This is a genomic window from Oricola indica (assembly GCF_965227485.1).
GTDB lineage: Bacteria > Pseudomonadota > Alphaproteobacteria > Rhizobiales > Rhizobiaceae > Oricola > Oricola indica.
Genome location: NZ_OZ245747.1, coordinates 2474255 through 2501031, shown reverse-complemented (window position 1 = coordinate 2501031; position 26777 = coordinate 2474255). Strand labels below are relative to the sequence as shown.

Annotated in this window: 24 protein-coding genes; 7 read left to right on the top strand and 17 right to left on the bottom strand. The window is 61.6% G+C overall.

The annotated features are described in order from the left end of the window. Nucleotides 1–410: 410 nt before the first annotated feature. A complete protein-coding gene (locus ACQK2M_RS12520; protein WP_425418087.1) occupies nucleotides 411–1103 on the bottom strand; it encodes an E3 binding domain-containing protein in 693 nt (230 codons plus the stop codon). Beyond that, nucleotides 1100–3439, bottom strand: a complete 2340-nt coding sequence (locus ACQK2M_RS12515) for a thiamine pyrophosphate-dependent enzyme (RefSeq protein WP_425418086.1) — start codon at nucleotides 3437–3439, stop codon at nucleotides 1100–1102. Before ACQK2M_RS12515 ends, ACQK2M_RS12520 begins: the two co-directional genes overlap by 4 nt. A 248-nt stretch (nucleotides 3440–3687) precedes the next feature. On the opposite strand from ACQK2M_RS12515, the gene ACQK2M_RS12510 reads away from it, so the two are divergent. From ACQK2M_RS12510 to ACQK2M_RS12495, 4 genes are all read left to right on the top strand, one after another. Continuing rightward, a complete protein-coding gene (locus ACQK2M_RS12510) occupies nucleotides 3688–3936 on the top strand; it encodes a hypothetical protein (protein WP_425418085.1) in 249 nt (82 codons plus the stop codon). A gap of 86 nt (nucleotides 3937–4022) precedes the next feature. Beyond that, entirely contained in the window at nucleotides 4023–4859 is an 837-nt protein-coding gene (locus ACQK2M_RS12505) for a fumarylacetoacetate hydrolase family protein (protein WP_425418084.1), read from the top strand. A 23-nt stretch (nucleotides 4860–4882) separates the two neighbouring features. Continuing rightward, entirely contained in the window at nucleotides 4883–5662 is a 780-nt protein-coding gene (locus tag ACQK2M_RS12500; RefSeq protein ID WP_425418083.1) for an SDR family NAD(P)-dependent oxidoreductase, read from the top strand. Further along, nucleotides 5659–6246, top strand: coding sequence for an SDR family NAD(P)-dependent oxidoreductase (locus tag ACQK2M_RS12495; RefSeq protein WP_425418082.1), 588 nt, complete (start codon nucleotides 5659–5661; stop codon nucleotides 6244–6246). The genes ACQK2M_RS12500 and ACQK2M_RS12495 overlap by 4 nt, the downstream gene beginning before the upstream one ends. Before the next feature lie 65 nt (nucleotides 6247–6311). Here ACQK2M_RS12495 and ACQK2M_RS12490 read toward each other — a convergent pair whose 3' ends face one another. The 4 genes from ACQK2M_RS12490 to ACQK2M_RS12475 form a co-directional block, all read right to left on the bottom strand. Beyond that, nucleotides 6312–7073: an SDR family NAD(P)-dependent oxidoreductase gene (locus ACQK2M_RS12490; protein WP_425418081.1), complete on the bottom strand. Its 762-nt coding sequence runs from the start codon at nucleotides 7071–7073 to the stop codon at nucleotides 6312–6314. A 3-nt stretch (nucleotides 7074–7076) separates the two neighbouring features. Further along, a complete protein-coding gene (locus tag ACQK2M_RS12485) occupies nucleotides 7077–8621 on the bottom strand; it encodes a sugar ABC transporter ATP-binding protein (RefSeq protein WP_425418080.1) in 1545 nt (514 codons plus the stop codon). A 52-nt stretch (nucleotides 8622–8673) separates the two neighbouring features. Continuing rightward, complete coding sequence (locus tag ACQK2M_RS12480; protein ID WP_223475146.1) at nucleotides 8674–9657, bottom strand: sugar ABC transporter substrate-binding protein; 984 nt, start codon at nucleotides 9655–9657, stop codon at nucleotides 8674–8676. A 98-nt stretch (nucleotides 9658–9755) separates the two neighbouring features. Beyond that, nucleotides 9756–10772 carry an ABC transporter permease gene (locus tag ACQK2M_RS12475; protein WP_223475147.1) on the bottom strand — a complete coding sequence of 339 codons (1017 nt, stop codon included), beginning with the start codon at nucleotides 10770–10772 and terminating at the stop codon, nucleotides 9756–9758. A gap of 252 nt (nucleotides 10773–11024) precedes the next feature. Here ACQK2M_RS12475 and ACQK2M_RS12470 point away from each other — a divergent pair, with 252 nt between their 5' ends. After that, on the top strand, nucleotides 11025–12338 hold the full coding sequence (locus ACQK2M_RS12470) for an FAD-binding oxidoreductase (RefSeq protein ID WP_425418079.1): 1314 nt from the start codon (nucleotides 11025–11027) through the stop codon (nucleotides 12336–12338). Between the two features lie 129 nt (nucleotides 12339–12467). Beyond that, nucleotides 12468–13256: an IclR family transcriptional regulator gene (locus tag ACQK2M_RS12465; protein ID WP_425418078.1), complete on the top strand. Its 789-nt coding sequence runs from the start codon at nucleotides 12468–12470 to the stop codon at nucleotides 13254–13256. Nucleotides 13257–13264: 8 nt separating this feature from the next. Here the strand turns inward: ACQK2M_RS12465 and ACQK2M_RS12460 are convergent, their stop codons facing one another. Next, entirely contained in the window at nucleotides 13265–13996 is a 732-nt protein-coding gene (locus tag ACQK2M_RS12460; RefSeq protein WP_425418077.1) for an SDR family NAD(P)-dependent oxidoreductase, read from the bottom strand. Between the two features lie 149 nt (nucleotides 13997–14145). Between ACQK2M_RS12460 and ACQK2M_RS12455 the strand changes: the two genes are divergently transcribed. Beyond that, nucleotides 14146–14694 carry a 2,4'-dihydroxyacetophenone dioxygenase family protein gene (locus ACQK2M_RS12455; RefSeq protein ID WP_425418076.1) on the top strand — a complete coding sequence of 183 codons (549 nt, stop codon included), beginning with the start codon at nucleotides 14146–14148 and terminating at the stop codon, nucleotides 14692–14694. Nucleotides 14695–14839: 145 nt separating this feature from the next. Here the strand turns inward: ACQK2M_RS12455 and ACQK2M_RS12450 are convergent, their stop codons facing one another. The 10 genes from ACQK2M_RS12450 to ACQK2M_RS12405 all read right to left on the bottom strand — a co-directional run bounded on the left by ACQK2M_RS12450 (nucleotide 14840) and on the right by ACQK2M_RS12405 (nucleotide 26767). Continuing rightward, entirely contained in the window at nucleotides 14840–15610 is a 771-nt protein-coding gene (locus ACQK2M_RS12450; RefSeq protein ID WP_223475152.1) for a GntR family transcriptional regulator, read from the bottom strand. A gap of 169 nt (nucleotides 15611–15779) precedes the next feature. Then, nucleotides 15780–16661 (bottom strand): SMP-30/gluconolactonase/LRE family protein, encoded by an 882-nt coding sequence (locus ACQK2M_RS12445; protein ID WP_425418075.1) that lies wholly within the window; start codon nucleotides 16659–16661, stop codon nucleotides 15780–15782. Further along, the gene (locus tag ACQK2M_RS12440) at nucleotides 16661–17644 is read right to left on the bottom strand and encodes an ABC transporter permease (RefSeq protein ID WP_425418074.1); all 984 of its coding nucleotides are present in this window, start codon (nucleotides 17642–17644) and stop codon (nucleotides 16661–16663) included. The genes ACQK2M_RS12445 and ACQK2M_RS12440 overlap by 1 nt, the downstream gene beginning before the upstream one ends. Continuing rightward, complete coding sequence (locus tag ACQK2M_RS12435; RefSeq protein WP_425418073.1) at nucleotides 17641–18603, bottom strand: ABC transporter permease; 963 nt, start codon at nucleotides 18601–18603, stop codon at nucleotides 17641–17643. The genes ACQK2M_RS12440 and ACQK2M_RS12435 overlap by 4 nt, the downstream gene beginning before the upstream one ends. Nucleotide 18604: 1 nt before the next feature. Further along, a complete protein-coding gene (locus ACQK2M_RS12430) occupies nucleotides 18605–20104 on the bottom strand; it encodes a sugar ABC transporter ATP-binding protein (protein ID WP_425418072.1) in 1500 nt (499 codons plus the stop codon). An 80-nt stretch (nucleotides 20105–20184) separates the two neighbouring features. Then, a complete protein-coding gene (locus tag ACQK2M_RS12425) occupies nucleotides 20185–21255 on the bottom strand; it encodes a substrate-binding domain-containing protein (protein ID WP_425418071.1) in 1071 nt (356 codons plus the stop codon). A 508-nt stretch (nucleotides 21256–21763) separates the two neighbouring features. Beyond that, nucleotides 21764–23197, bottom strand: coding sequence for a cardiolipin synthase (gene cls / locus ACQK2M_RS12420; protein WP_425418070.1), 1434 nt, complete (start codon nucleotides 23195–23197; stop codon nucleotides 21764–21766). A gap of 198 nt (nucleotides 23198–23395) precedes the next feature. Beyond that, complete coding sequence (locus ACQK2M_RS12415; RefSeq protein WP_425420032.1) at nucleotides 23396–24010, bottom strand: thiamine pyrophosphate-dependent enzyme; 615 nt, start codon at nucleotides 24008–24010, stop codon at nucleotides 23396–23398. Nucleotides 24011–24118: 108 nt separating this feature from the next. Next, entirely contained in the window at nucleotides 24119–25108 is a 990-nt protein-coding gene (locus ACQK2M_RS12410; RefSeq protein ID WP_425418069.1) for a thiamine pyrophosphate-binding protein, read from the bottom strand. A gap of 27 nt (nucleotides 25109–25135) precedes the next feature. Then, a complete protein-coding gene (locus ACQK2M_RS12405) occupies nucleotides 25136–26767 on the bottom strand; it encodes an FMN-binding glutamate synthase family protein (protein WP_425418068.1) in 1632 nt (543 codons plus the stop codon). Nucleotides 26768–26777: the final 10 nt, after the last annotated feature.

Sequence of the window (26777 nt, the reverse complement as noted above, 5' to 3'; positions counted from 1 at the left end):
CCTTTCGTCTTCCAATACTCAATCCATATCTCTGATTTTTACCGACGCCTCGTATCGGTTAATTTCGTGCCTTCTTGCTTGGAACATACAACACATGTCGTGCCGCTATGGGCTACCTCGCAAAGACGGGTCTGTAGCATGGCTTGCACAGATTGTCATAAAGCGCGGCGGCAAGATGGTACTGCCCGAAAACGCCAGATTCGGTCGACGGCCAATGCCTGAGACCGGCGCGGTCAATCCGGCGCACTTGAAGCCACGCTCAAATGCGGGGTGAGCGGGATCCTTGTCCCGACTCTCACGGACGCGATATGCCTCTAAATCCGGCCTGCTGCCGATTATTTCGGGAGGCCCGTAGCGGCATCCAAATCGATGCGCCTGTGGAAGACGGCCACCGCCATGGCCGAGGCCGCTTAGGCCAAGAGCCTCAACGGCTCTTCCATGGCATTGGTGAAACTGTCGAGAAAGGCCACTGCGGCTTCGTCGGGCAACACATCGGGATCGGCACAGAGGAGCGCCGCAAGCGCTTCACCGCCCGCGACTATGTTGAGCCGAAGCCGAAGGGCACGCCCCGGCAACAACGGCATGAGCACGGGCGAGACCCGACCAGCCTCAAGGAACTGGACCGACAGAATCGCCTCGGCCTCTGCGTCATCTCGCTCGCTGTCGAGTGCCTCAAGGCGTGCCTGCCTCTGAACCCCGACAGAGTGATCACGGGACATTGCAAGGCGTATCTGCCGACCACCGGATTCAAGCGCCAGATCGCGGTTGGCCATGGCGTCGGACAAGTCGAGTTCGGCCAACGCCCGCCCCGCCGCGCGTAGAGCGATATCCTCGATCGACAACGCCAGGCCCGCTGCATCGACATCATCGATGAACCGACGCAGCGAGGTGAGATCTATCTGCGCCGCAAAGGCTGAAGGAATACGCGCAGGCCCGGGCCCAGCGGTTCTTACGGCCGGTTCATCGGGCGCGTTCAGCACATCGGCGGCAACAATCCGGCCGAATGGGCCCGTGCCGATGATCGCGTCGAGCGCCAGCGAACGCTCCTTCGCGAGCTTGCGCGCATAGGGCGAGGCTTTCTGCCGCACAATCGCAGGAATCATGCCGAAATCCCGCCGATTCGACCACCCATCGGAATGACCTGACCAACCTCGGCCTCAATTGAAGTGACCTTGCCCGAGACCGGAGCCTCGATCTCGACCACCGCCTTGTCGGTCTCGATTTCAGCAACGAGTTCTCCACTGGTTACCGTATCGCCAAGCCCCTTGACCCAACGGACCAGCGTCCCCTCGCTGACCGTGAGATCTCCAAACGGCATCAGGATGTCTTCCTCTCCGTCCTTTCCGGCATTTGCCGGCGCGGGAGTCTCCGGAGCCACCGACGGGGGAGCCGAGGGCGAAGCGATCGGCGCAGGCGCGGCAACCGGACGGCCGCTCCCCTGCCCCATCCAGTGATCGGGCACCGGTGGCAGGCCGTCGACTATGCCTTGCGCCGCCTCGACGATCCGCTCAGCGTTGACCAGCATCGCCTGTTCGAGAACCGGCGCGAAGGGATGCGACACCGGCAGCGTGTGAAGCCGTCCCGGCGGCGCGTCCAACTCGTCGAAGGCCAGTTCGTTGATCGCCTGGGCGATCTCGCCGCCCATGCCGCACATGGCCCAGGCTTCGTCCACGACAAGCAAGCGGTGGGTCTTGCGCACGCTCTCCACCACGGTATCGATATCGAAGGGCACGATCGTGCGAGGATCGATGATTTCAGCCTCGATCCCTGCGGCGGCCAGCGTTTCGGCCGCCTTCATCGCCTGACCAACCAGCTGGCCGCTGGCGACAATGGTGATGTCATGGCCGGCGCGCGCGATCCGCGCGACGCCAAAGGGGACGTAGTGCTCGCCCTCGGGAACTTCCCCCTTCGATGCGTAAAGCGCCTTGGGCTCCAGCATGACGACCGGGTCCGAAGCACGCAGCGCGGTCTTCATCAACCCCTTTGCATCGGCCGGATTCGAGGGCACGCACACGATCAGCCCGGGCATTTGTGCGAAGATCGGATGGTAAGCACCGCTGTGGTGCGGACCCGAACTGCGCAAAGCACCCGCTCCAGCGCGCAACACAAAAGGCGCGTTCATGCCGCCATTCGACATGTAGCGCAGCTTGGCACCCTGCAACAGGATCTGCCCCGCTGCCTCGAAAGCAAAATCGGCAAACATCACGTCGGACACGGTCCGCGCACCGATGGCAGAAGCGCCGATGGCCGCCGCCGTAAAGGCCTGTTCCGAGATCGGAGTATCGATCATGCGTTCGGCACCGAACTCAGCCCAGAGATTCTTGGTGTGGGCAAAGCTGCCGCCACGCTCGCCGGTGCCCTCGCCAAAATAGAGAATGGCGTCATTGGCGCGCATCTCCTCGGCGATGCCGTCACGCACAGCTTCCAGCCATCCCTGCACGCGACTCGCACCGGCGGCGGGCGCGGCCAGCGCAACAGGCGGGTTGATCGGATCGGCAAAGACATGACGGCGGACCGACGCTGGATCCGGCATCGGCGAACGGCGCGCGAATTCCAGCGCCTCGTCGATGATCTCGTCGATCCGCGTCTCGATATCAGTCAGTTCCTGCACGCTCGCGATGCGATATTCCTCGATCAACTTCTTGCGGAACCGGTCGATGGGATCGCGCGCCTTCCATTCGTCGATCTCCTCCTGCGAGCGGTAGGTGCCGGCAACGGGATCGCCTTCATGGTGACCGACCGTGCGATAGGTACGCGTTTCGATCAGCGTGGGCCCCTTGCCCGAGCGTGCGCGTTGCGTCGCCTCTGCCATCACCGTCCAGACGGCAAACACATCGTTCCCGTCAACCGCAACGCCGGGCATGCCATAGCTTGCGGCCTTGCTGGCAATGTCGGTGTTCAACGTTGTTTCGCTCAACGGGGTCGCTGTCGCGTAGAGATTGTTTTCGCAAACGAAGATCGTCGGAGCCCGTTGGATCGCCGCGAAATTCAGCGCCTCGTGGAAGGCACCGTGATTGCTGGCCCCGTCGCCGAAAAAGGTGACGCCGATCGCATCTGTTCCAAGGGCTCGCGCGCCAAGGCCGATACCGACAGCCTGACCGATCCCGGCCCCGACGACACCGTTGGTGCCGAAGAGCCCGACGCTGCGGTCGTAAAGGTGCATCGTGCCGCCACGACCGCCGCAGATCCCGTCGACCTTGCCGAAAAGCTCCGCCATGACGCCGGCCGGATCAGCGCCCTTGGCCAGCGCGTGCCCATGACCTCGATGGGTGGATGTCACCCAGTCACTGTGTTGAAGATGCGCGCAAACGCCGACCGCACTGGCCTCTTGCCCAAGATAGAGGTGCAGGAAGCCCGGCGTTTCGCCCTTGCGGCATGCAGCCTGCGCGACAGTCTCAAACTTGCGCAAGAGCACCATCTTCTCAAACAAACCAAGCATTGTGGATGCAGCCGGCAAATTCGCCTGGCTTCCATTCCGCGACTGAGCCGCACGTGAACTCTGGTCCAAGTTTCCTCCTTCGACGATCAGGCCTCGCCTATCTTTCGAAACTCACATAGTAGTATAATAGCATAATGGCAATTCGGAAATTTCCACGGGCGAAGCGAACGGACGCAGCATCGCTTGACCTGGCCCGATCCATTCATGATAATATACTATTATAATTTAATGTCGAGAATGGAAGCTCCATGACATCCGAACAGGCTGCGGCGAGGTTCAACGCCCGGAGGTTGCCGACCTTCGCCAATGCAACTCAGCGAGACGCGGGTTCAGCGCCGGCACAGGCGGCTGACGTGACTCGCATGCAATCACTGACCTCCCAGCGCCGCGTCGCCGCCGATCCCCGGTTCGGCATCCGGCACACGGCGCCCGCCGCGGTCGTTGTCGTCAATACCGACGACGACCGCGGCACCCCGCGCAACTCGGCAAAATGGTGATGGTGTCAGGCGATCGCGAATGGGCGGTGCTGGAAGGCACCGAGTGAAACAGGCGGCACGACAAGACCGCGACAAGGGAGAAAACAATGAAGTTCCTGCGCTATGGCCCGAAGGGCGGCGAACGGCCCGCAATACTGGACGCTGCGGGCAATATCCGCGACCTGGCGGAGCATTGCGACGACATCGATGGGGCGATGTTGGCCAATCTCGACAGATTCGGATCGCTCGATCCGACCGTCCTTCCGCTGGTCGAGGGCAATCCCAGGATCGGGCCCTGCGTAGCGGAGACCGGGAAATTCATGTGTATCGGTCTCAACTATGCCGACCACGCCGCCGAAGGCAATCTGGCGGTTCCGCCCGAGCCGGTATTGTTCATGAAAGCCACGTCGAGCATTTCCGGCCCCGACGACCCGATTGTCCTGCCGCGTGGCTCGGAGAAAACGGATTGGGAGGTCGAACTCGGAGTCGTGATCGGACGCGCGGCAAAATATGTCACCGAAGCGGAGGCGCTCGATCATGTCGCCGGGTTTTGTCTGATCAACGATGTTACCGAACGCAGCTATCAGTCTGACCGGGCAGGCCAATGGACAAAGGGAAAAAGTTGCGACAGCTTTGGCCCGATCGGCCCCTGGCTCGTGACACCGGACGAGATTGGCGATCCGCAGGATCTGCCACTCTGGCTTTCGGTCAATGGGGAGACGATGCAAAACGGCAGCACGAGCAACATGATTTACGGGGTGCGGTTCCTGATTTCCTATCTCAGCACCTTCTTCACCCTCCATCCCGGGGACATAATCACGACCGGCACGCCGGCGGGCGTCGGCCTTGGAATGACGCCGCCGCGCTATCTAAAATCGGGTGATATCGTAGAGCTGGGAATCGACGGGCTCGGTCGACAAAGGCAAGTGGTCACTGCGGAATAATTCGGCGAACTAGGGAGGGCACGATGGAGATCGATCTTGAAGGAAAGGTCGCGATCGTCACCGGCGCGGCCGGGGCGATAGGCCGCGCGATATCGCGGCGACTGGCCGGCAATGGCGCGCGCGTGGTGATCGCCGATATCGACCTAACCGGCGCCGAGGCTTTCGCTGCCACCCTGCCCGGCGCGATGGCCTGCCACATCGACATCGCCGATGAGGCGTCCGTCGCCGCGGGCGTTGCCGCCATACTCGACCACTTCGGCCAGATCGACATTCTGGTGAACAATGCCGGCATCAACACCCATGCGCATCGGGTCAATATCGACGTCTTCCCGCGCGCGGAATGGGACCGGATCCTGCGGGTCGATCTGGATGGCACCTATCTGATGAGCAAGGCTGCACTGGCGCCAATGCTGGCGCGGGGCGCGGGCGGACGGATTATCAACATCGCCTCGGTGGTCGGCCTCGCCGCGATGCGCCTGCAAAGCCCTTTCGTGGCAGCGAAAGCCGGGCTCATCCACCTGACACGGTCGATGGCGCTGGAACTGGCGCCGCAAGGCATTTTGGTGAACGCGATCGCGCCCGGCTCTGTTCTGTCCGAAGGCACACGCGCCCTGTTTTACAGCGAGGACGGATCCTTCGCCGGGCGCACCGCCGAATTCATGGCCCAGGTGCCGATGGGCCGTCCCGGTACGCCGGAAGAGATCGCCGAGCCCGTGCTTTTCCTTGCTTCTCCGGCTGCCGCCTATGTGAACGGCCAGACGCTCGCCGTCGATGGCGGATGGACCGCAGGATATCCGATATGAAGACCGAAATGCGAGTCGAGCTTGATGGCAAACTGGTGGCTATGGCGGGTGCGGAGACGCGCGTAACCGAAGCTTTGGGCGAAACGCTGTCGGCGAACGGCGCGACGGTCACGCGAGGGCACACGGAACTGCCCGACATGCTGATCGTCGCCCTCCCCCTCATTCCGGATGGCGGGTTCGACTGGTCGGAACTGCATGTACAGGCGCGGGAAACGGGCCTGGCCATGAAGGCCCTTGGTTCCGGTCGTATCGTCTTTCTGATGTCGGCCGTGGCGGCCATTCCGATGCGGCGGCATCCGGACTATTCGGTCGAGATGGCCGCCGTTCTGGCCGCGCTGCGAAGCCTGGCCATGTCGCTCGCACCGGAGGTGGTTGTGAACGGGATAGGAGCCGGCATCATTGGCGACCCGGCCTGCGCCGGCGACACGGTGATGATCGGCCACACCCCGATAGGCCGTGCGGGAACAATCGACGACATCTGTAATGCAGTCCTGTTCCTGTGCGATCCGCTTAACAGCTATCTGAACGGACAATTGCTCCCCGTCGATGGCGGATGGAGTGTCGGCTATGGCCGCAGCTTCTGACCGTCTCTGTCCTCCGCAGCGGCTGAAGGCACGACCCACCTCCCGGTCGCGCCATACCGGTCCGTTCAGGGCAGCAGTCTGGCAAGCAGTCCGCCGTCGGCTCGAACCGCGCTTCCGGTCACGAAACTCGACGCGTCGGAAAGCAGGAAGGCGATGACGGCGGCAATCTCGGACGGTTCCGCGATCCTGCCGATCTTGTCGTGCGAGAAGCTGAGGCCGACCGCTTCCGCGCCGCCGGCCTCGTCCAACCCGTCAAGAGTCATCCGCGTGGCAACCGAGCCGACAATGACCGAATTGACCCGTATCCGGTCGCACGCATAGTCCAGCGCCATCTGTCGCGACAACGCGGCAATCGCCCCCTTGGTCGCGGCGTAGGCCGGCACGCCGGGCACGGTCGCTTCGGCGTGAACCGAAGCAATGTTGACAACGGAGCCTCCACCCGCCGCCCGCAACAGGGGCAGCGAGGCCCGACAGACCCGGAAGACGGCGGTCAGGTTCACGGCGAGTGTCCTGTCCCATTCCGCGTCGGAAAGATCCTCGAGCCGCTTTCCGGTCGGGTATATCCCTGCGGCATTGACCACACCGTCAAGCCCGCCGAAGGCATCGGTTGCTGCAGCAACGGCGGCGCGAACATCCGCGTCGCGCGTCAGATCGGCTTCGTGAAACAGGAAGGACCCGTTGTCCAACTCGGCCGACAGCGCACGGCCGGCGACCCCGTCAAGCCCCACCGCTGCAACCTGAGCATCATTTTCAAGCAGATGCCGGCAGGTCGCCGCACCGATACCGGTGGCGCCTCCGGTTACAAGAACGCGCTTGCCAGTCAGCAAGGCTCAAGCCTCCATGGCCATTGCCAGATTTCGGGCCTGCGCCTCGGCCACTTCGCGCATCACACGCTCCTCATCGCCCTCACCGCGCCGGAACTCGCCAACGATTTCGCCATCGGCGACGGTCAGACAACGATCGCACAGCCCGATCAATTCCTCCAGCTCCGAAGATACGATCAGAAGCGCCACACCCTTGCCGGCCAACTCGACGATCAGCCTATAGATCTCCGCGCGCGTCGCGGCGTCGACTCCCTTGGACGGCTCGTCCAGCAGCAGGATGCGCGGCGTCCGCATCAGCACGCGTGCAAAAAGGAGCTTCTGTTGATTGCCACCGGAAAGCTGCGCGACCGAGGACGTGGCCGACGGCGCCTTGACCGACAGCTCGCGCATCGCCCTCTCGATCTCCGCCATCTCGCGATCGCCATCGACGAAGAAATTGGAGGAGACCGCGGAAAGATTGCCGATCGTTATATTCATCCCGACCGGGAGGTTGAACAAAAGTCCGTCATGTTTGCGATCCTCCGTCAGGAGAGCGATGCCGGCAGCACGCGCGTCCCGTGGCGATGCGATCCGGACCGGAGTGCCATCGACCTTGATCGTGCCAGTGGCGGGTACTCGGCCATAAATCCCATGCAGGATTTCGCTACGCCCCGAACCGAGCAATCCGGCAAGGCCGACGATCTCGCCGGCGGCAACGTGGAAGGAGACATCGCGCGCGCCATAAATGGCGCCGGTATGCCCGGGTACGTTCAAACCCTCCACCTCCAGCATTTTGTGTTCCGTCGGCTCATCGGTCCGCTCGGGGAACAATTGCTGCAAGCGGCGGCCCGACATCGCGAAGATGAACTTGTCCTGATCGAACTCGGCACGGTCGAATTCATCACCGACCCGCCCATCGCGCAACACCGTGGCATGGTCACACAGGTCCAGCACTTCGGGAAGCCGGTGAGTAATGTAAATGATGGTCTTGCCCTGGGCCTTGAGCCGGCGAAGGACCGCGAACAGCGCGGTAACTTCCTGGCCGGACAGCGACGATGTCGGTTCGTCCAGCATAAGCACGTCAGGATTGGCAGAGATGGTGCGCGCGATCATCACCAGATGACGCTGCGCCCCGGTGAGCGAGGCGACTATGGCGCGCGGATTGATGGCGATGCCCATTTCGGAGAAGATCTCGCGCGTTTTCTCGAGCACGAGAGGACGGTTCACACCAATCCCGCCAACGCCCATATGCCCGGCGAAGACATTTTCCGCGACGGTCAGCTGATCCAGAACCTCGATTTCCTGAGGAACATAGCCAATGCCCGCGCCACGAGCGTCATCGGGCGAGCGAAAGGCGCTGGGCTTGCCGGAAAGCAGAATCTTACCCTCGTAGGCACCGGCGCGATAGACACCGTTCATGATCTTGACCAGCGTCGACTTGCCGGCACCGTTCTGACCCAGAAGCGCGTGAATGTCGCCTCGACGGACCTTCAGGTCCACGCCGCGCAGAGCCTGGACTCCAGCGAAGGATTTGCAGATGGCACGGGTTTCGATGGCGTAGTCGGCACTCACGGCATTCTCCTTGGGCCAATCCGGGCGGAGAGACTCCGCCCGGAAGATCGGCTTACTGACCCGCGCGGTCCAGCATTTCGTAATAGGGCTGCAGGTCATCCGCGGTGATGACCGGCGCCGGGAGCGGGTTCAGGTAGTCGACCTCTTCACCCTGCGCCAGGCGGCCAAGCAGTTCCGCTACAAGCGCACTTTCCTCGTAGAGCGGTTGGGCGACAAGGCCGTAGGCCTCACCGTCGCGCACCAGATCGAGGTTCTGGCGAATGTAGTCCATGCCGATGATGACCAGATCCCGGTCTGCCTTCCGCGACGCGGATGCCCAGGTCTGGATCGAGTTGCCCGTCGTGCCGAACGCCGCTGCGACATCCGGGTTCGCAAGCAACATCGCCACGGCCTTGGATTCCGCGGCCGACGGATCGAAGCCTTCCATCTCGGTTGGCAGGACAACAATGTCCGGGAAATGCTCGGCAATCGTGGCCCGAAACGCGTCCGACATCGTGTTCTCGGTATCGTTCGATGCGCCTTGGGTCAGCGCGACGGTTCCCTTGCCGCCAAGCTGTTCGCCGATTGCCATCGCGGCATTGTAACCGGCGTTGGAGATATCCTCGCCGATAGCGGCCGCAAGGCCGGGAACCGAGCCCTCTTCCGGCAGAACATGCCACGTCACCACAGGCAGGCCCTCGCCGGCCAGATCCGTCATGTAGGAATAGACTGCCGGGTCGGGACCATAAACGCCGACTGCATCGTATTCGGTCCGCGCCAATGCGGCTTCGGCAAGCGGGATCGTCGCTGCGACGTCCCAGTTGGTTGCGCTCGGGTCGCCGACGACTTCGCACTCATATTCCAGTTCAGCGCATTTCTCTAGAAATCCGGCCTGCATCAGGCGATGAACCGGATGGCCGCGCATCGGCTGCACCCACAGCAGGCGCACGGTATCATCTGCAACGGCCGGCGCGACCAGCCCCAGACCGGATACCAACAGTACTCCGGTCAGTGCGGTTCGACCGAACACACCGGGCAGTCCCTTGAATTTCAACATGATGTCTCCTCTCTATTGTCGCCGCCCGTTTCTCGAGCGGTCGTACCCACGCAAACCCAATGGGCTGCGCCTCCTTCTTGGGAAGCGGCGTCAGCCGCCTATCCCGCGTTACCGCTCGCCAGATAGCGGCGCCGCAGAATGTCCAGCCCAACCGCCAGCACCATGATCACGCCCACCGCGATCTGCTGCCAATTGGCATCGACACCGATAATGACCAGCCCACTTTGGACGACGCGCAGCAGCAGGATTCCGATAACCCCGCCAACCACGGTACCCGCACCGCCGAACAGCGAGACTCCGCCGACCACCACACCGGCGATAACCACAAGCTCCCAGCCCGAACCAACCGTTGTCGTCGCGGTTGACATGTCGGCCATGACAAACATCCCCGCGACCGCGGCCAATGCGCCAACCGTCATGAAGGAGGCAATCTTGTAGCGGTCGGTGTTGATACCGACGAGCCTCGCAACCTCCTTGTTGCCACCGGTCGCATACAGATTGCGGCCGACCGCGGTTCTGCGCAGCACCGTGTCCGCGACGATCAGAGCCATGATGAAAAAGGCAAAACTCCAGCCAAGGCCAAAACCAAGATTGGTACGGCCAATGGCGGTAACCGCTTCCGGGAGCGGATAGACGGGGTAGCCACCGGTTACGACCTGAATGAGCCCCTGGCCCACAAACAGGACGCCCAGGGTCTGGATGAAAGCCGGGATACCCAGCTTGACCACGACCAGCCCGTTGACCAGGCCCAGGAGAAGTCCCACGCCGACGCCGCCCAGGAGCGCGATCGGCACCGGCAACGCCAAAGCCGTCATCAGCTTGGCTGCCACCACTGCGGAAAGGCCCGCTACCGAGCCGACAGAAAGGTCGAACTCACCGGAAACCATCAGAACCGTCTGCCCGATGGCTATGATGCCAACGAACGAGACCACATTGAGAATCGCACGAACATTGCGAGCCGACATGAAAGCGGGCTCGATCATCCAGAAAAAGCCGGCCAGCAAGACCAGCGCCGCGATCACGCCTACCTCACCTCCGGTGACCAGACGCATCGTGATTTTACGCAAAGCTGAACTCTGTGCGCCCGGCATCAGAGCCCCATCGGCCTCGGCCATCCGCTTCTCCCTTTTGCACGTACCACGCCGAAGCACAGTCCTCCAATTTGTGGGGTGTTAGCACACTTCGGCATTGTAGTATACTATTATAATCGCTTATTGAGATTTCGCTGTGCATTTTTCCGGATAAGCCCCGGTCGCGTTGGACGGCGACGGTAAACCATTATCAACAATGGGAGATTTGATGTGGAAGATTCCCTGATCGCCGAATTGCAGGCAACCCTGGGCAAAGATTCGGTACGAACCGGAGATATGATTCCCTCGCGAAACTGGGCTGATGCGGCCGGTCTGCCGCCCACTGCCCCGGCGGCCCTGATTCTTCCGCGCAGCAGCGCCGAGGTATCCGCCGCTCTGACCCTTTGCAATGACCATGGACGGCCGGTGGTTCCACAGGGCGGCATGACCGGACTTGCGGGCGGCGCACATCCCCTCGAAGGTGAGATCGCGATTTCGCTCGAACGCATGGTCGGCATAGTGGAAGTCGACTTGCTGGGCGGCACGATCACGGCGCTGGCAGGAACACCGTTGCAGATGGCGCAGGAGGCGGCAAACGACGCAGGCCTGCTGCTTGGTGTCGATCTGGGCGCACGCGGCAGTTGCACTGTCGGCGGCACGGTCGCGACCAATGCCGGCGGAAATCAGGTGCTGCGCTATGGCATGACGCGCGCCAATGTACGCGGACTGGAGGTGGTTCTGGCCGACGGGCGCATCGTCAGCACGCCCGGAAAGATGCTCAAGAACAACACCGGCTATGACTGGACCCAGCTTTTCATCGGATCGGAAGGAACGCTTGGTATCGTGACGCAGGTCACATTTGCCCTGCATCCATTGCCGCAATCGATCGATTCCGCCTTGGTCAAAGTTGCCGATACGGCCGCCGCGCTGAAACTTCTCGGCGAGTTGGGCAAACGGTTGCCTGCCGGCCTTCTCGTCTTCGAGGCGATGTGGCGGGAGTTCTATGACATCGCAACCGGCACTATGGGCCTGACAGCCCCGGTCCCCGCCGGTGACGGGGTTTTCCTTCTGATCGAAGCGCCCGGCACCGGCGATGACGGCTTCATCGATGCCTTATCGGCCAACCTCGAGACTGGTCTGATTCTCGACGCCGTGATTGCACAATCAGATGCCGATCGTGCGAGTTTCTGGAGTCTGCGCGAGTCGGTTTACGAACACGGTCGCCACTTCCCGCCCATGATCGGCTTCGATATCTCGATTCCGCTTGAGCGGATGGAAGCCGCGGTCGAAGCCCTTCGACACAGAATCGGCGAAACCTTTCCAGGCGTGCCATGGGTGGTTTTCGGCCATCTGGCCGACTGCAATCTTCACGTCAATGTCATGCCCGAACAGTCCGGACCGGAGACACGGAAGGCCGTCTCGGACACTGTTTATGGTGTCGTGGCGGATTTCGGTGGCTCGGTTTCGGCCGAGCACGGGATCGGCAGGCTGAAGCAGCCTTATCTGGATCTCACCCGATCACCGACCGAAATTGCCTTGATGGCCGATATCAAGCGAATGCTCGATCCGGGCAACATCCTGAATCCCGGGCGTATTCTCGCCGCCGGGTAGATCTGGGAAAACCGGCTGGGACTCGGGGCAATGTCGGCCACATGGTCGCCTTCCGAGCCAGCTTGTCTTGGGGTGGCGCCATCACTAGACTGCGTGTCTACAGCTCACCGACAATCCCGATTGCCCGCCGTGCCCCCAACCGAAGACCAGCAGCCTATTCGCGGCACCGCATCCTTCTCAAAATTCGTCCGCGTTCTGCAGTTTGTTGCGGATGCCCCCGGCCGGGTCAGCGTCACCGATATCGCGCAGGCCACCGGCATACCCCGCCCCTCCGCGCATCGCATCGTCTCGGCGCTGCTGCAGGAAGGGATGCTGGCGGAACAGGCCGGCATGCGCGGTCTGGCGCTTGGATCACGGCTCATCAGCCTCGCCTACCGCAGTTGGGACGAACTTGAACTGCGCAGGGTAGCGCGACCCCACATCGAGAAGCTGAACCAACACCTTGACGAGACCGTCCATCTCGCGATCAACGCCGGTTCGGAAATGGTCTATGTGGACAAGCTGGAAAGCCGCCGGGCGGTGCGAATGACCTCAAGGCTTGGAACCCGAGTATCGCTCCACGCCAGCGCGGTCGGCAAGGCCTGGCTCGCCGCGCAGCCGGTGGACCGGCAACACGAACTGACCGCCGGCCTCGCGCTTTCGTCCTTCACGCCGCATACCATTACCGATCACCAGAAGCTCGATGCCGAAATCGCGCTGACGCGCGAACGTTCATACGCCCTCGACTTGCAGGAAAGCGAACTCGACATCTGCTGCTACGGGAAGGCGATCGTCGGATCGGGCCAAGTGCTCGGTTGTGTCAGCCTCAGCCTTCCACGCTATCGTTTCGACGAGCTCGCCCCGGAAACCGCGCTAACCGCCATAGAAAACTGCGTCTCAGGTATCGCTCAGGACATGAGCCGGCAGCTGGGGCTTTAGCCGATCGCTCAATAGGTTGCCCGACCGCCGGAAAGGTCGAACATCGCACCGGTGTTGAAGCTACAGGAGCCGGAACACAACCACAGCACCATCTCGGCCACTTCGTCCGGTTCCCCCAGACGGCCAAGCGGCGATTTGGCGATCATCGTGTCGACATGCTCCTTGCTCATCTGCTCCAGCAAGCTGGTCCTGACCGCAGCTGGAGCAATCGCGTTCACCAGAATCCCGCTGCCCGCAAGCTCCTTGCCCCACGATTTGGTCAATGCCAGCACGGCTGCCTTGCTTGCGCTGTAGGGCCCGGCATTGGGCGTGCCTTCTTTACCGGCCAGTGAGGCGATATTGACGATGCGCCCGCCGGATCCGTTTCTCAGCGCCGGCAACAGGCTCCGCGTCACATGGAACACGCCGCCGAGATTGACATCCATGATGCGCTGCCAGGCGTCGAGAGGGTACTCCTCGAGACTGGCTGTGGGCCCCGCATAACCGGCATTGTTGACCAGAATGTCGATCTTCGGATAGCGCCGCAGGGTCTCCGCGGCCGCGTTGGCCGTGGACACGGGGTCGGATACATCGACAGCAATGGCCTGCTCTTCGGGCAGGCCTCCGGGATCGAGGTCCCAGACAATCACAGTCGCACCATACGATCGCAAGTGCGTAGCGATCGCCGCACCGATGCCTGTGCCCCCACCCGTGATCACCGCAACACGGCCCGAGAAGTCATAGCTTGCGCGATTTTCCATCAAAACGTCCTGAGTGATTGTCGGATGCCGAACCGGCCCAATTCGCAAAATTGGGCCTATTGATCATGGCTAGTATCCACATTATGATAATCATGTCTACATATTGGACATCAATATTGGATCGTTTTTGATCCGCTCGAGGAGATGCCATGAGCCAGAGCAAAGCAGCCCCCGGCGAGAACGCCGAGGCTACGCAGAAGACCATGCCTTATCAGTTCGACCAGCCGCGCGAGATGCGGCCGGATCTGGTCGTCCCGTCCGCCGTTCCCGATGACGAAAGGGTCTGGGTGCCACAATCCGAGAATGTCTGGTTCCGCCCGCTCTGCCTGAATGTGTCGGCCGGTTACTGGATGAACCTGTTGCGCGTGAGACGCTCTGGCGTGCTCAGCCGCCATCGTCACCCTGCCCCGGTTCATGGCTATGTGATCAAAGGGAGCTGGCGCTATCTTGAACATGACTGGATCGCGACCGAAGGCGGCTACGTATTCGAGCCACCGGGCGATACCCACACATTGGTCGTCGATGAAGACGTCGAGGAGATGATCACGCTCTTCAACGTGAACGGCTGCATGTATTACGTCGACCCTTGGGGCAAGAACATCGGCTACGAAGATGTCTTCACCAAAATCGACATGTGCCGAGCCCACTACGATTCCATTGGATTGGGCGCGGATTTTGTCGATCAATTCATCCGCTGATGCGAGGCGAACAAACATCGTTTCGCAACAGCTGACGCCGTAAGCGCCGCTGTTGCAGCGGCTTCGTAAGTCCGCTCGGTCCACACGGCCGAGCGGATAAGGAGGAATGCGGCGACGGAGCGGAGGTCCCCTCCGCGGGGGGCCGTCAGCTCTCTTCGAGAGGGATGTCGTAGGAAAGGACGAAATGTTCCGACGGCGCGGCGGTAATCGTCACCTCCACCGCGCGCTGCTTGTCCGTGAGATAGACCATCTCGGTCGACATCAGCGGACTACCGGCAGCGACACCCAACTCACGCGCCTGCGCTTTGCTTGCCACCTCGGCGCGAGCCGTAACCAGGACTCGCTCGATCCGGATGCTCAGGCAACGTTGAAGGTTTCGGAAGACCAGTTTGTCGGTGAAATCCGATACCTTCATCTTCTCGCCGATGTCGGGCGGGAAGAAGGTGGTGATCAGCGTCTTGATCTGGCCGTCCTTGGACAGGTGGCCGCGCAGACACCAGCCCGCCTCGCCCGGCGCGAGGCCAAAATGCGCCTCTGCCAGCGGACTTTTCTCCAGCGCGTAGGAATTGATAACCAGAACCGTACCGCTGGTCGATGCCACGAGATCTTCCAGCGATTCATACCGCGTTCCGGCCCGCACAGTCGGGCTCTTTGCCGTCACCTTTGCCGGTTTGGCCGAGCGTTTCTGGATCAAACCGAGGTCCTCCAGCTCGCGAAGAGCCCGACGCACCGTGATAAGACTCACGCCGAGATGCGCCTCAATCTCCGCCTCCTTGGGCAGGTCGGTTCCGACCTCGATGTCGCCCCGGACGATCATTCCGCGAATCAGATCAGCAAGCTGCTGATAGAGTGGCCCGTCCTCTCGCGAGAGCTTGTTACGCGGAAAACGGTCGATGATTGAAGCGGCGGAGACCATTCTTTACCTGCTCGGATATCTGAATCTCTTCAGCTATTATCATACTTGCTTGGCTTATGTGTAACCAGCGCCGCTGTTTTCACACGCAACCTTAGTCGCGCCAGCCGCGTGGGCGTCCGCTCCGGTGCCTCGCATAGGTTCAGGCGAAGCCATGTGCCGATCCGTAGACCTACCCCTCGAAAGCCGGGAGCGGTAACCCTTTCACGCCGACGTCCAGCGCGAACAGTCCACCCGGACTGGTCTGCCCCTCCAGTTCCTCCATCGGGCGCTTCAGCACCGCAGTCGTGACATAGAGCACGTCCAGGTCCGGCCCGCCGAATTCGCAGCAGGTGGGGAGATCGGTCGGCATGGTGATGCTTGCCATCCGGACACCGTCGGGATCGTACCGATCGACCCGGCCTTTGAACGGAATGGTCACCCAGTAACACCCTTCCGCGTCGACCGTGGCGCCATCCGCGATGTCGCCGGGTTCGGTAAACTCGATGAAGGTCCGCCCGTTTTCGATCTCGCCGGTGGCGGCGTCAAAGTCGTAGACCTTCACAACCGGCGTGTGGCTGTCCGAGAAATACATTCGGGTGCTATCGGGGCTCCAGGCAAGGCCGTTGGAGCAACCAACGCCCTCGATCATCCGATGCACGCTCAAGTCGGCTTCCATCCGGTAAAGCGACCCGATGAATTCCAGCTCCTTGCCCGGAGCTTCGAACATCGTACCAGACCAAAAACGCCCCTGCCGGTCGGGCTTTCCGTCATTGAACCTTGTGTCGGGAAGATGGGATTCAGGGTCGGCGACAGCGGTGAATTCAGCGGTCTCCGGATCGAAGAAATAGAAGCCGGAGCGCATTGTAAGCACAAGCCCGCCGGATTTCCGCAGGCCAATGCAGCCCGGATATTCGGGGGTCTCCCAACTGTCGGTTCGGCCGCTTGCCGGATTGGTGCGAAAAATGCGCCGTCCCCAAATGTCGATCCACCACAGGACAGCCGCGCCCGGATCCCAGATTGTAGCTTCGCCCAACTGCGCGCCCGCGTCGTGGATGCAGGTGATTTCCACCATCATTTGGCTCCTTGTGTTTTGCGGCGGCCGAACAGAGCCGCCCATGTAGCACTTACGCCATCGCTGCTTAGCGCCACGGTGATCAGGATCACGGCGCCATAGACGACCTGAAGCGCTCCGCTGGAGAGGTTCAGGGCCGGCAGGAGGCCGGTGAGGATGGTCAGCACCAACGCGCCCGCGACTGTGCCGACGTAGTGGCCCGTTCCACCGAGGATCGACGCCCCGCCGATCGCCGCCGCCGCCACGGAGGTGAAGAGGTACGGGTCGCCCATGCCGAGATAGGCCTGGCCCGAATAGCCAGTCATCAGCATCCCGGCAAAGGCTGCCGTCATGCCCGAGCCCACATAGGTCAGGATCTTGGTGCGGCGTGTCGGGACACCCGAGAACTCGGCCACGGTCTCGTTGCCGCCGAGAGCGTAGAGGTGACGCCCAAAGGACATCTTGGACAAGAGCACCGTCGCCGCTACGCCCAGCACCGCCCATATCACGACGATCACGGGGATCGGGCCGAGTTGCCCGACCGCGAGGAACCGGATGGCGTCGGGCGCGAGCGGTGTCGGCGAGCCGCCCGTAAAGACCAGGATCAGCCCTTGCAGCATCACGTTCGTTGCCAAGGTCATGATGATCGCCGGCACTCCGAAATAGGCCACACCGACACCGTTGAACAATCCGATACCACCGCCCAGGGCGAGCATCAGCGGCATGACCCAGAGCAGCGGCAGGTTCTCGGACGCGCAAAGCATGGTCATCAGGATCGCGGCCGTATTCAGAACCCAGGGGATCGACAGATCGATGCCTGCCCCGATGATGACGAAGGTCTGTCCCAGCGCCACAATGCCCACGAAGGCGGCGAGGACCAGGGTCGCCCTTATATTGGCCGCGGACAAGAATCCCGGTGAGAAAGCCGCTGTAACGAGGAGTAGGAGCACCACCGCGCCGTAAGCCAGCAGGACAGCGCGATTGCGGACAAGAAAACCGTTCATTGCGCTTGCCCTTTCGCGGTCTTCTCGGTCAGCGAACTGGTAAGGACCGCGACCAGAAGGATCATGCCCGAGAGCACCGGCTGCCAATGACTGGAGATGCGCAAGGCGAAGACCAGGCTGCCAATCAGGATCAGGATGAAGGCACCGACAACCGTGCCCATCAGGCCGCCCCGCCCGCCGAAAAGGCTGACCCCGCCGATCACTGCCGCGGCAACCGAGGGAAGGATGTAGTCTTTGCCGATGATAGGCGAGCCTCCCCCTGTCTGCGTCGTGAGATAAAGCGCGCCGGCAGCGGCAAAAAATCCGGAAAGCCCGTAGGCGGCGATGTCCACCCGCATGATCGACACCCCGGACAGGAATGCCGATTTCTCGCTCGATCCGGTGGCCCGGATCGTCGTACCCAGCCGGGTGGATTTGAACCAGAACCAGAAACCGATCAGGGCGATCATCATCCAGACCGGCCCGGCAAGGCCCAGAAATTCGCTGTAGCCGAATCCGATCCACCAATCGGGAACCGATCCGCCATCGGTCGGCAGGATGATCATCGCCACTCCGCTGAGAACCGACCATGTCGCCAGAGTCACCAGAAAGGGCTGGAGCTGCAGATAGTTGATCATGACGCCATTGGCCGCTCCGATCAGGAAGCCAAGTAACAGGATTGCCGAGGACCAAAGGACGATGTTGACGGGATCGGTGCCAAACTGGGTGGCCGCGATCACCGTTCCGAGGCTGACCATGCCGCCGACAGAAAGGTCGATGCCGCCGCGCAGGATCACGATTGTCTGTCCGGTGGCAACAAGGATCAGTGTCATTGCCGAGCCGGTCACAAGGTTCAGTTCGTCTATGGAGAACACACCGCGCTGGAGCGACGCATACGTCGCCAGAATCGCCACGAGCATGGCGCAGGCGGTCAGGAACGGCGCCTTGTCCAGAAGGTAGTTGCGCAGGCTGGTACTCATGTCAGGTATCCTTCTCGAGGACGGCAGCGCGCAAAATCGCTTCCTCGGATATCGCGCTGCGGTCCAGCAGTGCCGCGACATGGCCGGCGCGCAGAACCATGACACGGTCGCAGACATGGACCAGTTCGGGCATGTCGCTGGAATGAAACAGGATGGCGTAGCCCTGCGCGGCAAGGTCGCGCATCAGCTGAAAGATCTCGCTCTTGGTGCCCACATCGACACCCCGGGTCGGGTCGTAAAGCAGGAGAACCCGCGCTTCGGTCAGGAGCATCTTGCCGAAAACCACTTTCTGCTGATTCCCGCCCGAGAGCGTTCCCGCCTCCTGCTCCGGCGTTTCAACCTTGATCGAAAGGAGATCGACCATCTCGCGCACCAGAGCCGCTTCGCGTTTCGAATCGACGAGACCGCACCACGTCATGCGGCGCTGTACGGAAAGGGTCAGGTTTTCGCGAACGCTCATCGAGTTGAGGAGCCCCTGCCCGCCCCGATCCTCGGGTACAAGCGCGATGCCCTCTCTCCCCGAGAGCGCCTGGTTGGGCGTGTTGAAACGAGCGGCCCGGCCCCAGAGTTCGACCTCGCCGGTGGACCGACTGGCCCCGAAGAGAGACTGGAACAGCTCGCGATGCCCGTGGCCCTGCAGACCTCCGACGCCCAGGACCTCTCCTTCGCGCAACTCGAAATCGACGCCGCGCAGACGCGAGCCGCATTCGAGGTTCGAGACCTTCAGCGCGATCCGGCCCGTGGTCGTGTCATGGCGCTCGGGATAGAGTCGATCCATCTGACGGCCAATCATTTGCGCCACGATTTCGTCATCGCTGACCTCGTCGGTGACGTGGGTCGCAACGGTTGATCCGTTCCGAAAGATGGTCATGCGGTCGGCGATCGAACGCACCTCGCCCATACGGTGCGAGATGAAAATGACCAGAAGCCCCTCTTCCGCCAGCTTGCGCGTGAGTTTCAGCAACCACTCCGTTTCTTTCGCGGGTAGCGCGGAAGTTGCTTCGTCCAATATGAGAACACGCGTGGACTTGGCCAAACCCTTGGCAATCTCGACGATTTGTTGCTCCGCCAGGGTCAGGCGGCGAACTTCGCGATCGGCCTGAATAGGTGGAAACTCGTACTTCTCGAACAAGTCCCGTGTCTTGCGCCTGAGTTCACGCCTGTCGGCCGCGCCCCACCAGCGGCGAGGTTCACGGCGAAACCAGATATTCTCCTCCACGGTCAGGTCCGGGATCAACGACAACTCCTGGAAAACCGCCGTGACTCCGGTGGTCTCCGCATCGTCGGGATTGGCTGGATTGTAGTGAGCGCCATCGAACAGCACGTCTCCACCATCATGCGCCACAGCACCGGCCAGAATCTGGATGAAAGTCGACTTGCCGGCTCCGTTTTCGCCGATCAGGGCGTGCACTTCACCCGCCCTTGCCGAAAAGGATGCCTGTTCGAGCGCGACAATGCCGCCATAACGCTTTGTCAGGCCACTGACTTCGATGAGGTCCATGGGCACTTCTGCACTGTTGGGTGTGGGTGAAAACTCCCTTCCCGGCGAACGGGGCGCCGGGAAGGAAAGCAAGGTGCCGTTCAGTTGGTTCCGGCGGCTTCCTCTGCCGTGATCTCGACCCATTCGGGCGAGATCGGCATGCCAAGCCCGGGCGGCTGGTCGGGAAAGGCGTTAACGCCGACTTCCAGCTTCTCCATGGGCTGGTCCGGATGCAGCTTCGAGGGCACCGGGCTGTTTGTCAGCATCGGCCCCTTGAAGGTGATCACGCGCTCCTCGGGACGGACGCCGGTATCGAGGATCTCGACCGCCAGCTTGATAGCCTCCGCCGAAAGATAGGCAGGATTCGACATCAGGATACAGTTGGCCCCCTCGGTCGTCGCACAGGCCAGCGCCGAGGTGTTGTAGGAACCGCCCACGATTGGCACCAATGGCCGCCCGGCGTTCTGAAGCGCCTGAAGCGCGCCTGCGCCATAACCCTGCGTCAGGATGCCATCGATCTGCGGATTGGCGGCAAGCAGCGCCGCGACACCTGCCTGTTCGGGCCCGAGAGCGTAATCACCATTGAAATAGCCGACAATCTCGATGCCGGGATATCCCTCAAGTACACTCTCGAAACCACCCTGCAATTGCGCGGAGATTGGCGCTCCGGCCAAGCCGCGGTCGACGATCACCTTCCCTTCGCCGCCAATCTGCTCGGCCAGCCATTCGGCGGTCACCTCGGCGATCACATCCCAGTCGGAGGCGAGCGCAAAAGCGCAATCCTCTGTCACCACCTGGTCGAAGCTGATAACCAGAATACCGGCCTCGCAGGCCTTGCGGATGGTCGGGTTCAAACCCTCGGCCGAGGCGGAGTCGATCAGAATGGCATCCGGCCGCGCCCGTATCATGTTGTTCAACGACGTGATCTGCGTCTGAACCGCATTCTCGACGTTCTCAATGCGCAAATTCACCCGGCCAGCGAGTGGCGGCTTGTCAATGACGGCTTCGGCCGAGCGCAGCATTTGTTGACGCCAGTCGTTTCCGACGAAGTTGTTCGATAGGAAGATTTCGTAGGTGGGTTCGTCGGCGGCAATTGCGGATCCCGCGCCGGCAACTCCCAGCATAAGCGCGAGCGCCAGTGCGCCCTGTCTTCGAAAAATAGGCAATAACATGGATTCTCCTCCCGATTCCTATGTCGATGTCGATAAATGCAGTTTCGCCGCGTTGCGCGCAGCGAGAGTCCGGTCCTCCTCAAAGTAATCTCAACGTCATGTCACACTCCGGATCCGTCCAGAGCGTCCCCTTATGATTATACTAGTATACTCTTATGTCAATCTTCTGGATGACGGACCTTTGGGACAGACGGACACCGCCGAAAGTCGTCCGAGCCCTCCGGCACTTCCGCGCCGACGATCCGCAGTGCTGGGATTTCATGATGATGTGATCATCTGAGGCGAAATCGTGAGGGCTACGATGTTGAGGGAGCCGAAGGGGTTTCTCGGCCAGCAACAGCCCTGCTCATCCGCATTTCCAGTACGCCAGATCATTTTGAACTTGGTCTTCTGCCGGGAGCATTGGGGCAGCTCAGCGACGCTCTGCCAATGGAGGCCGAAGTCCGGTCAGGGCAAGCTCAGCTGTTCGCGACGAATTGCTGTCAGACGGAAATTTCGTCGCCTTCACCTAGAGGACAGGGCCAATCGTGGCGATTACATTGTTCCAGATGCGCCGATACGCAGGCCATGCGGCGACCAGACCAAGGGTCACGGGATCGGATTGGGTAATATAGTCTTCCTGGCGGTCTCGCACGGCGCAGGTCACGCCATGATCCTGCAGAAGGATGTTGTTTTCATAGTTCAGATCGAAGCTGCGAATATCGAGATTCGATGATCCGATGAGACACACCTTGCCGTCCAGTGTCAGCGTTTTGGCGTGCAGGAGACCGCCTTTGAACTCATGGATCTCGCATCCGGCCGACAGCAGTTTGCGATAATAGCTCCGGCTCGCAGCCGCGACGATCCAGCTATCGTTCACTTTGGGAAAGATCAGCGTGACCGCTACCCCGCGATGCGCTGCGGAACACAAGGCTTCGAGCACCGTCGCATCCGGCACGAAATACGGGGTCGAGAGCGTCAGACTATCTTGCGCGCACGAGATGAGGGCCGCAAAGAGCTGAGGCGTGGCACCCCGGCGCTCGGTTGGACCGTCCCCCATCACCTGCGCGGGAAACCCGTCTTCGACCGGGTTTGCACTCACGGTGAAATCATCAAGAGTGTCGCCGGTTGCCTGCATCCAGTCGCTGATGAACAGCAATTCGTTCTGCGCGACGATGGCACCTTCGAACCGCAGCATGATATCGACCCAAGGGGCATATCTGGCTTTGACCAGAAATTCCGGGTCGGCGGAATTTCGGCTGCCGCAATAGGTGATCTTGCTGTCTATGACCGTGATCTTGCGGTGATTGCGCAGATCGATGCGACTTTTCAGCAGCGTGCGGACCGGATTGTCCAGCGGCAGGGCCACAGCCATCTGCACGCCCGCATCTTTCATTTGTTGCCAAAGTGGCGACTTGATCAATGCGCGCGATCCAAGGCCGTCCGCCATTGCCCGGCAGGTGACCCCGCGCTCTGCGGCGCGGATCAAAGCGCGCGCGATGTCCGTTCCGGTCCGGTCGTCCAACCAGATGTAATAGAGCACCTGAACATGGCTTTGCGCAGCGTCGATATCGGCGATCAGGCGCGCGTTTGTCTCGGCAGCGTCGGCCATCAATTCGGCACGACTTCCGGCAACCGGATGAAATCCGTTGATCGATCCCGCATATCGAAACGCCGGCCTGTAGAGCGGATCGATCAGTCGATCTGTATCCTCCGGCGCACCCATCAGGTGGGACGCATGAGCGCGAATCTGGTCGAAAATTTCCCTGTGCCGCTGGTCCGCGTGGCGCCCAAGGTCGATTTCGCCAAACAGGAAATAGACGACGCTGCCGATATAGGGCAGCACCACCAGAACAACGAACCACGCAAGTCGCGCCTGTGGGGAAAGATCATCCCGCAGCAGGATGCGGAATGTGAAACCGATGATGATCAGCAAGTGAAGGGCGAGCAGAAGCGTCGCCATCATACGGTCTCCATGAATGCAATCCCGCTCACCATGGGCGGATGATCCGGTATACCTAGCGCAAGAGAGGATCGATGGACATGCGCCGCGAAGATGAGCCGCGCCATCGCCCGCGAGATGCACGGCGAAGTCGGCCACGAGGCAAGGTTTGCCGCTGTCGCAACACCCCTCGCCCGCGCCTTGGTCAAGACCGCGATCCTATCGAAGGAAATTGTCGCGCAGAAGCGAGACGACCTCGCGCGCACGGCCATCGAGCACGGCCTTGACGCCGAACAACGTGGTCGAGGCGACTTGACCGACCTTCACCTTGGGAGGCATGACCAGCTCCATCCGGTTCACGCGGACATCAAGGATGGCCGGGCCATCTGCGGCGAGCCATTGTGTCATCGCCGCCTCCAGGTCGTTTGCATTCTCGACACGCCAGCCTTGCAGCCCGCAAACCTCGGCCAGCTTTGCGAAATCGGGGTTTTCCAACCCGGTAAAGCTGTCGAGCAAGCCTTCGATCCTCTGCTCCATCTCGACAAAGCCAAGGGAGCCGTTGTTGTAGATCAGGATCTTGACCGGCAGTTGCTCCTGCTTGAGCGTCAGCAGGTCGCCCATCAGCATGGTCATGCCGCCGTCACCGCTCATCGAAATGACCTGACGGCCGGGATAGGCAGCCGCCGCGCCCATGGCCTGCGGATAGGCATTGGCCATCGTGCCGTGCAGCAGGCTGGTCAGGAAACGCCGCTCACCATTCGCCGTCAGATGGCGCAGGAGCCACACCATCGGCGATCCGCCATCGGCGGTGAAGACCGCATCCTTTGCCGCCAGACGGTCGAGCGTTCGGGTGACGAACTGCGGATGGATCAGCTCCGGATCGCTTTCTTCGGCCTCGCCGGCATAGCCTTCGAGGTCCTTTGTCCATTGCTTGCGCGCGGCTTACAGATGCGAGGTGTCATCCTTCTGGTCCAGCCGATCGAGCAGCGCCTCGATGGTCGGACCGACATCGCCGACAAGGCCCATGCCCACCGGTGCGCGTCGCCCGATGTGGGTCGGGTCGCGGTCGATCTGGACGATCTTGTCCGGGCCCGGATAAAACTGCGTGTAGGCGAAATCGGTGCCGAGGCAGAGCATCACATCGGCCGCGTCCACGGCTTCAACCCCCGCCTTGTTGCCCAGGATGCCGATCATGCCGATATTGTAGTCGTTGTCGGGCTCAATGAATTCTTTCGACCGGCTCGTATGGGCGATCGGCGCCGCGAGCTTCTTGGCCAATGCCTCAAGCTGGGGTTTGGCGTCGCGGGCACCGATGCCGGCATAAATCGTGACCGCGCCCGCCGCGTTCAGCTTTTCGGCCAGCGCGTCGAGCTCCTCATCGGCCGGGCGCAGGCGCGATTTGGGGCGATGGACGGACCAGGGCAAATCGTCCTTTGTGTCTTCCTCGAACATGTCGCCATTGACGATGACGACCGCGACGCCGCCCTTGGTCAACGCCGCCTGCGCGGCCTGCACCGTGATGCGGCGCGCCTGATCGGGATGCGAGATATATTCGCAGAACACGCTGTGTTGCTCGTAGACCTTGCGCTGATCCACTTCTTGCGGGAAGCCCAGCCCCACTTCGGCGCGGGCCACGTCCGACGCGATCAGCACAACGGGAGCGTCGTTGCGGTGGCTCTCGAAGAGCCCGTTGACGAAGTGCAGCGATCCCGGTCCGCAGGTGCCCGCGCAAACCGCCAGTTCGCCGGTGAAATAGGCCTCGCCGCCCGCAGCCAGCCCGCCCGCTTCTTCGTGGCGCACATGCACCCAGCGAAGGTCGGATCGGCGCACCGCATCGGTAAAGTGATTGATCGTGTCGCCCACGATGCCCCAGCAGCGCTTTGCGCCTGCCTCGACAAGGGCGTCCACGACGATATCGGAAACCTTGGTCATCTCGTCTGTCCTTCCAGAATGCTTTGTTTATCTCGACCGTGCTCGGGCAAGGTCGATGGCGGGACGGAACCTCTCCGCCTGCGCCGCGCGCCAGAAATCGGCGTAAATCGTGTCGTCCGGCGCATCGAGGAGCGCACCTTCCGGGAGGAAGGGATGCACCTGATCCATCGGCACGGCCTTTTCGGGCCCACTGCGATGCATCAGATGGTGCGGCTCCAACTCGCCGGGATGGTCCAGTCCGGCGGACGCAACGATCTCCATCAAGGCATCGACAGTCTTGTCGTGAAAGCGGGCAGACCGTTCGCCCTGGACCTCTGGCACTAGACCCCGCTGCCGGCCCGGGTCCTGCGCGGTGACACCGGTAGGACACGTGCCGAGGTGGCAGCGTTGCGCCTGGATGCAGCCGACCGAAAACATGAAGGCGCGCGCCGCGTTACACCAGTCGGCGCCCTGCGCGATGTTTCGTGCCAGCCCCATGCCGGAATAGACTTTGCCGCTGGCCGCCAGCCTGATCCGTGATTTGACACCCGCACCCACGAGTGCGTTGCGCATCAGGATCAACCCTTCGGACAGAGGCATGCCGACCCAGTCGGACAGTTCGAGCGGCGCCGCGCCCGTGCCACCCTCACCGCCGTCGACAACAATGAAATCGGGATGGATTCCCGTTTCGATGATTGCCTTCATGATGGCGAAAGGTTCGTGCGGCTGCCCGATGCAAAGCTTCAGTCCTACGGGCTTGCCTCCGGACAACTCGCGCATCTTCGCGGCAAATTCGAGCATCTCGATTGGCGTGGAAAAGGCGGAGTGACCGCGCGGCGAAAGGCAATCCTGATGGGCGGGAACCTGCCGGATATTTGCGATTTCCTCGGTCACCTTGGCGGCTGGCAAAAGGCCCCCATGGCCCGGCTTCGCTCCCTGGCTCAGCTTGATCTCGGTCATCTTGACCTCGTCGCGCTGCGCGGTTTCGGCGAATTTTCCGGGATCGAAATTGCCGTCCTTGTCGCGTGCTCCGAAATAGCCGGACCCGAGCTCCCACACGATGTCGCCGCCGTTTTCGAGGTGATAGGGAGAGAGCCCTCCTTCCCCCGTATCGTGATAGTATCCGCCCTTTCTGGCGCCCAGGTTCAGGGCGCGTACGGCATTGGCCGAAAGAGCCCCAAAGCTCATGGCGGATATGTTCAGAACCGACGCCGAGTAAGGCTTGCTGCATTGATCGGAGCCGACATCCACCCGTGGTGACTTCACCGGGTTCCTAGTGGGCGCGATGGAGTGCCCGACCCAGTGATAGGTGTCTTCTTCTGTGTTGCGCTCTGTCCCGAAAGGCTGTGTGTCGGTCTGCCCCTCGGCGCGGGCATGAACAAGTCGCCGAGCGGCAAGGGAAAAGGGCGTTCCGCCAAGATCGTCCTCGACGATATAGCTGTGAAGATAGGGGCGCAGGTCATAGAACAGCCACCTGATCCGGCCCGCGACGGGATAATTGCGGGTGATCGTCCAGCGCGACTGAAACGCATCGTAAAGCCCGAGCGCCACGACAAGCGCCATTGCCAGACCGATCCAGAACCATCCGAGGGCCAGGGAAACCACAGCCAGGACCGCCGCGACGATCGGCACCACCGCCCGTTTGGACATGTCGAGAAGGCTCATCAGGCTGTTGTTCATGGGGGCTTAT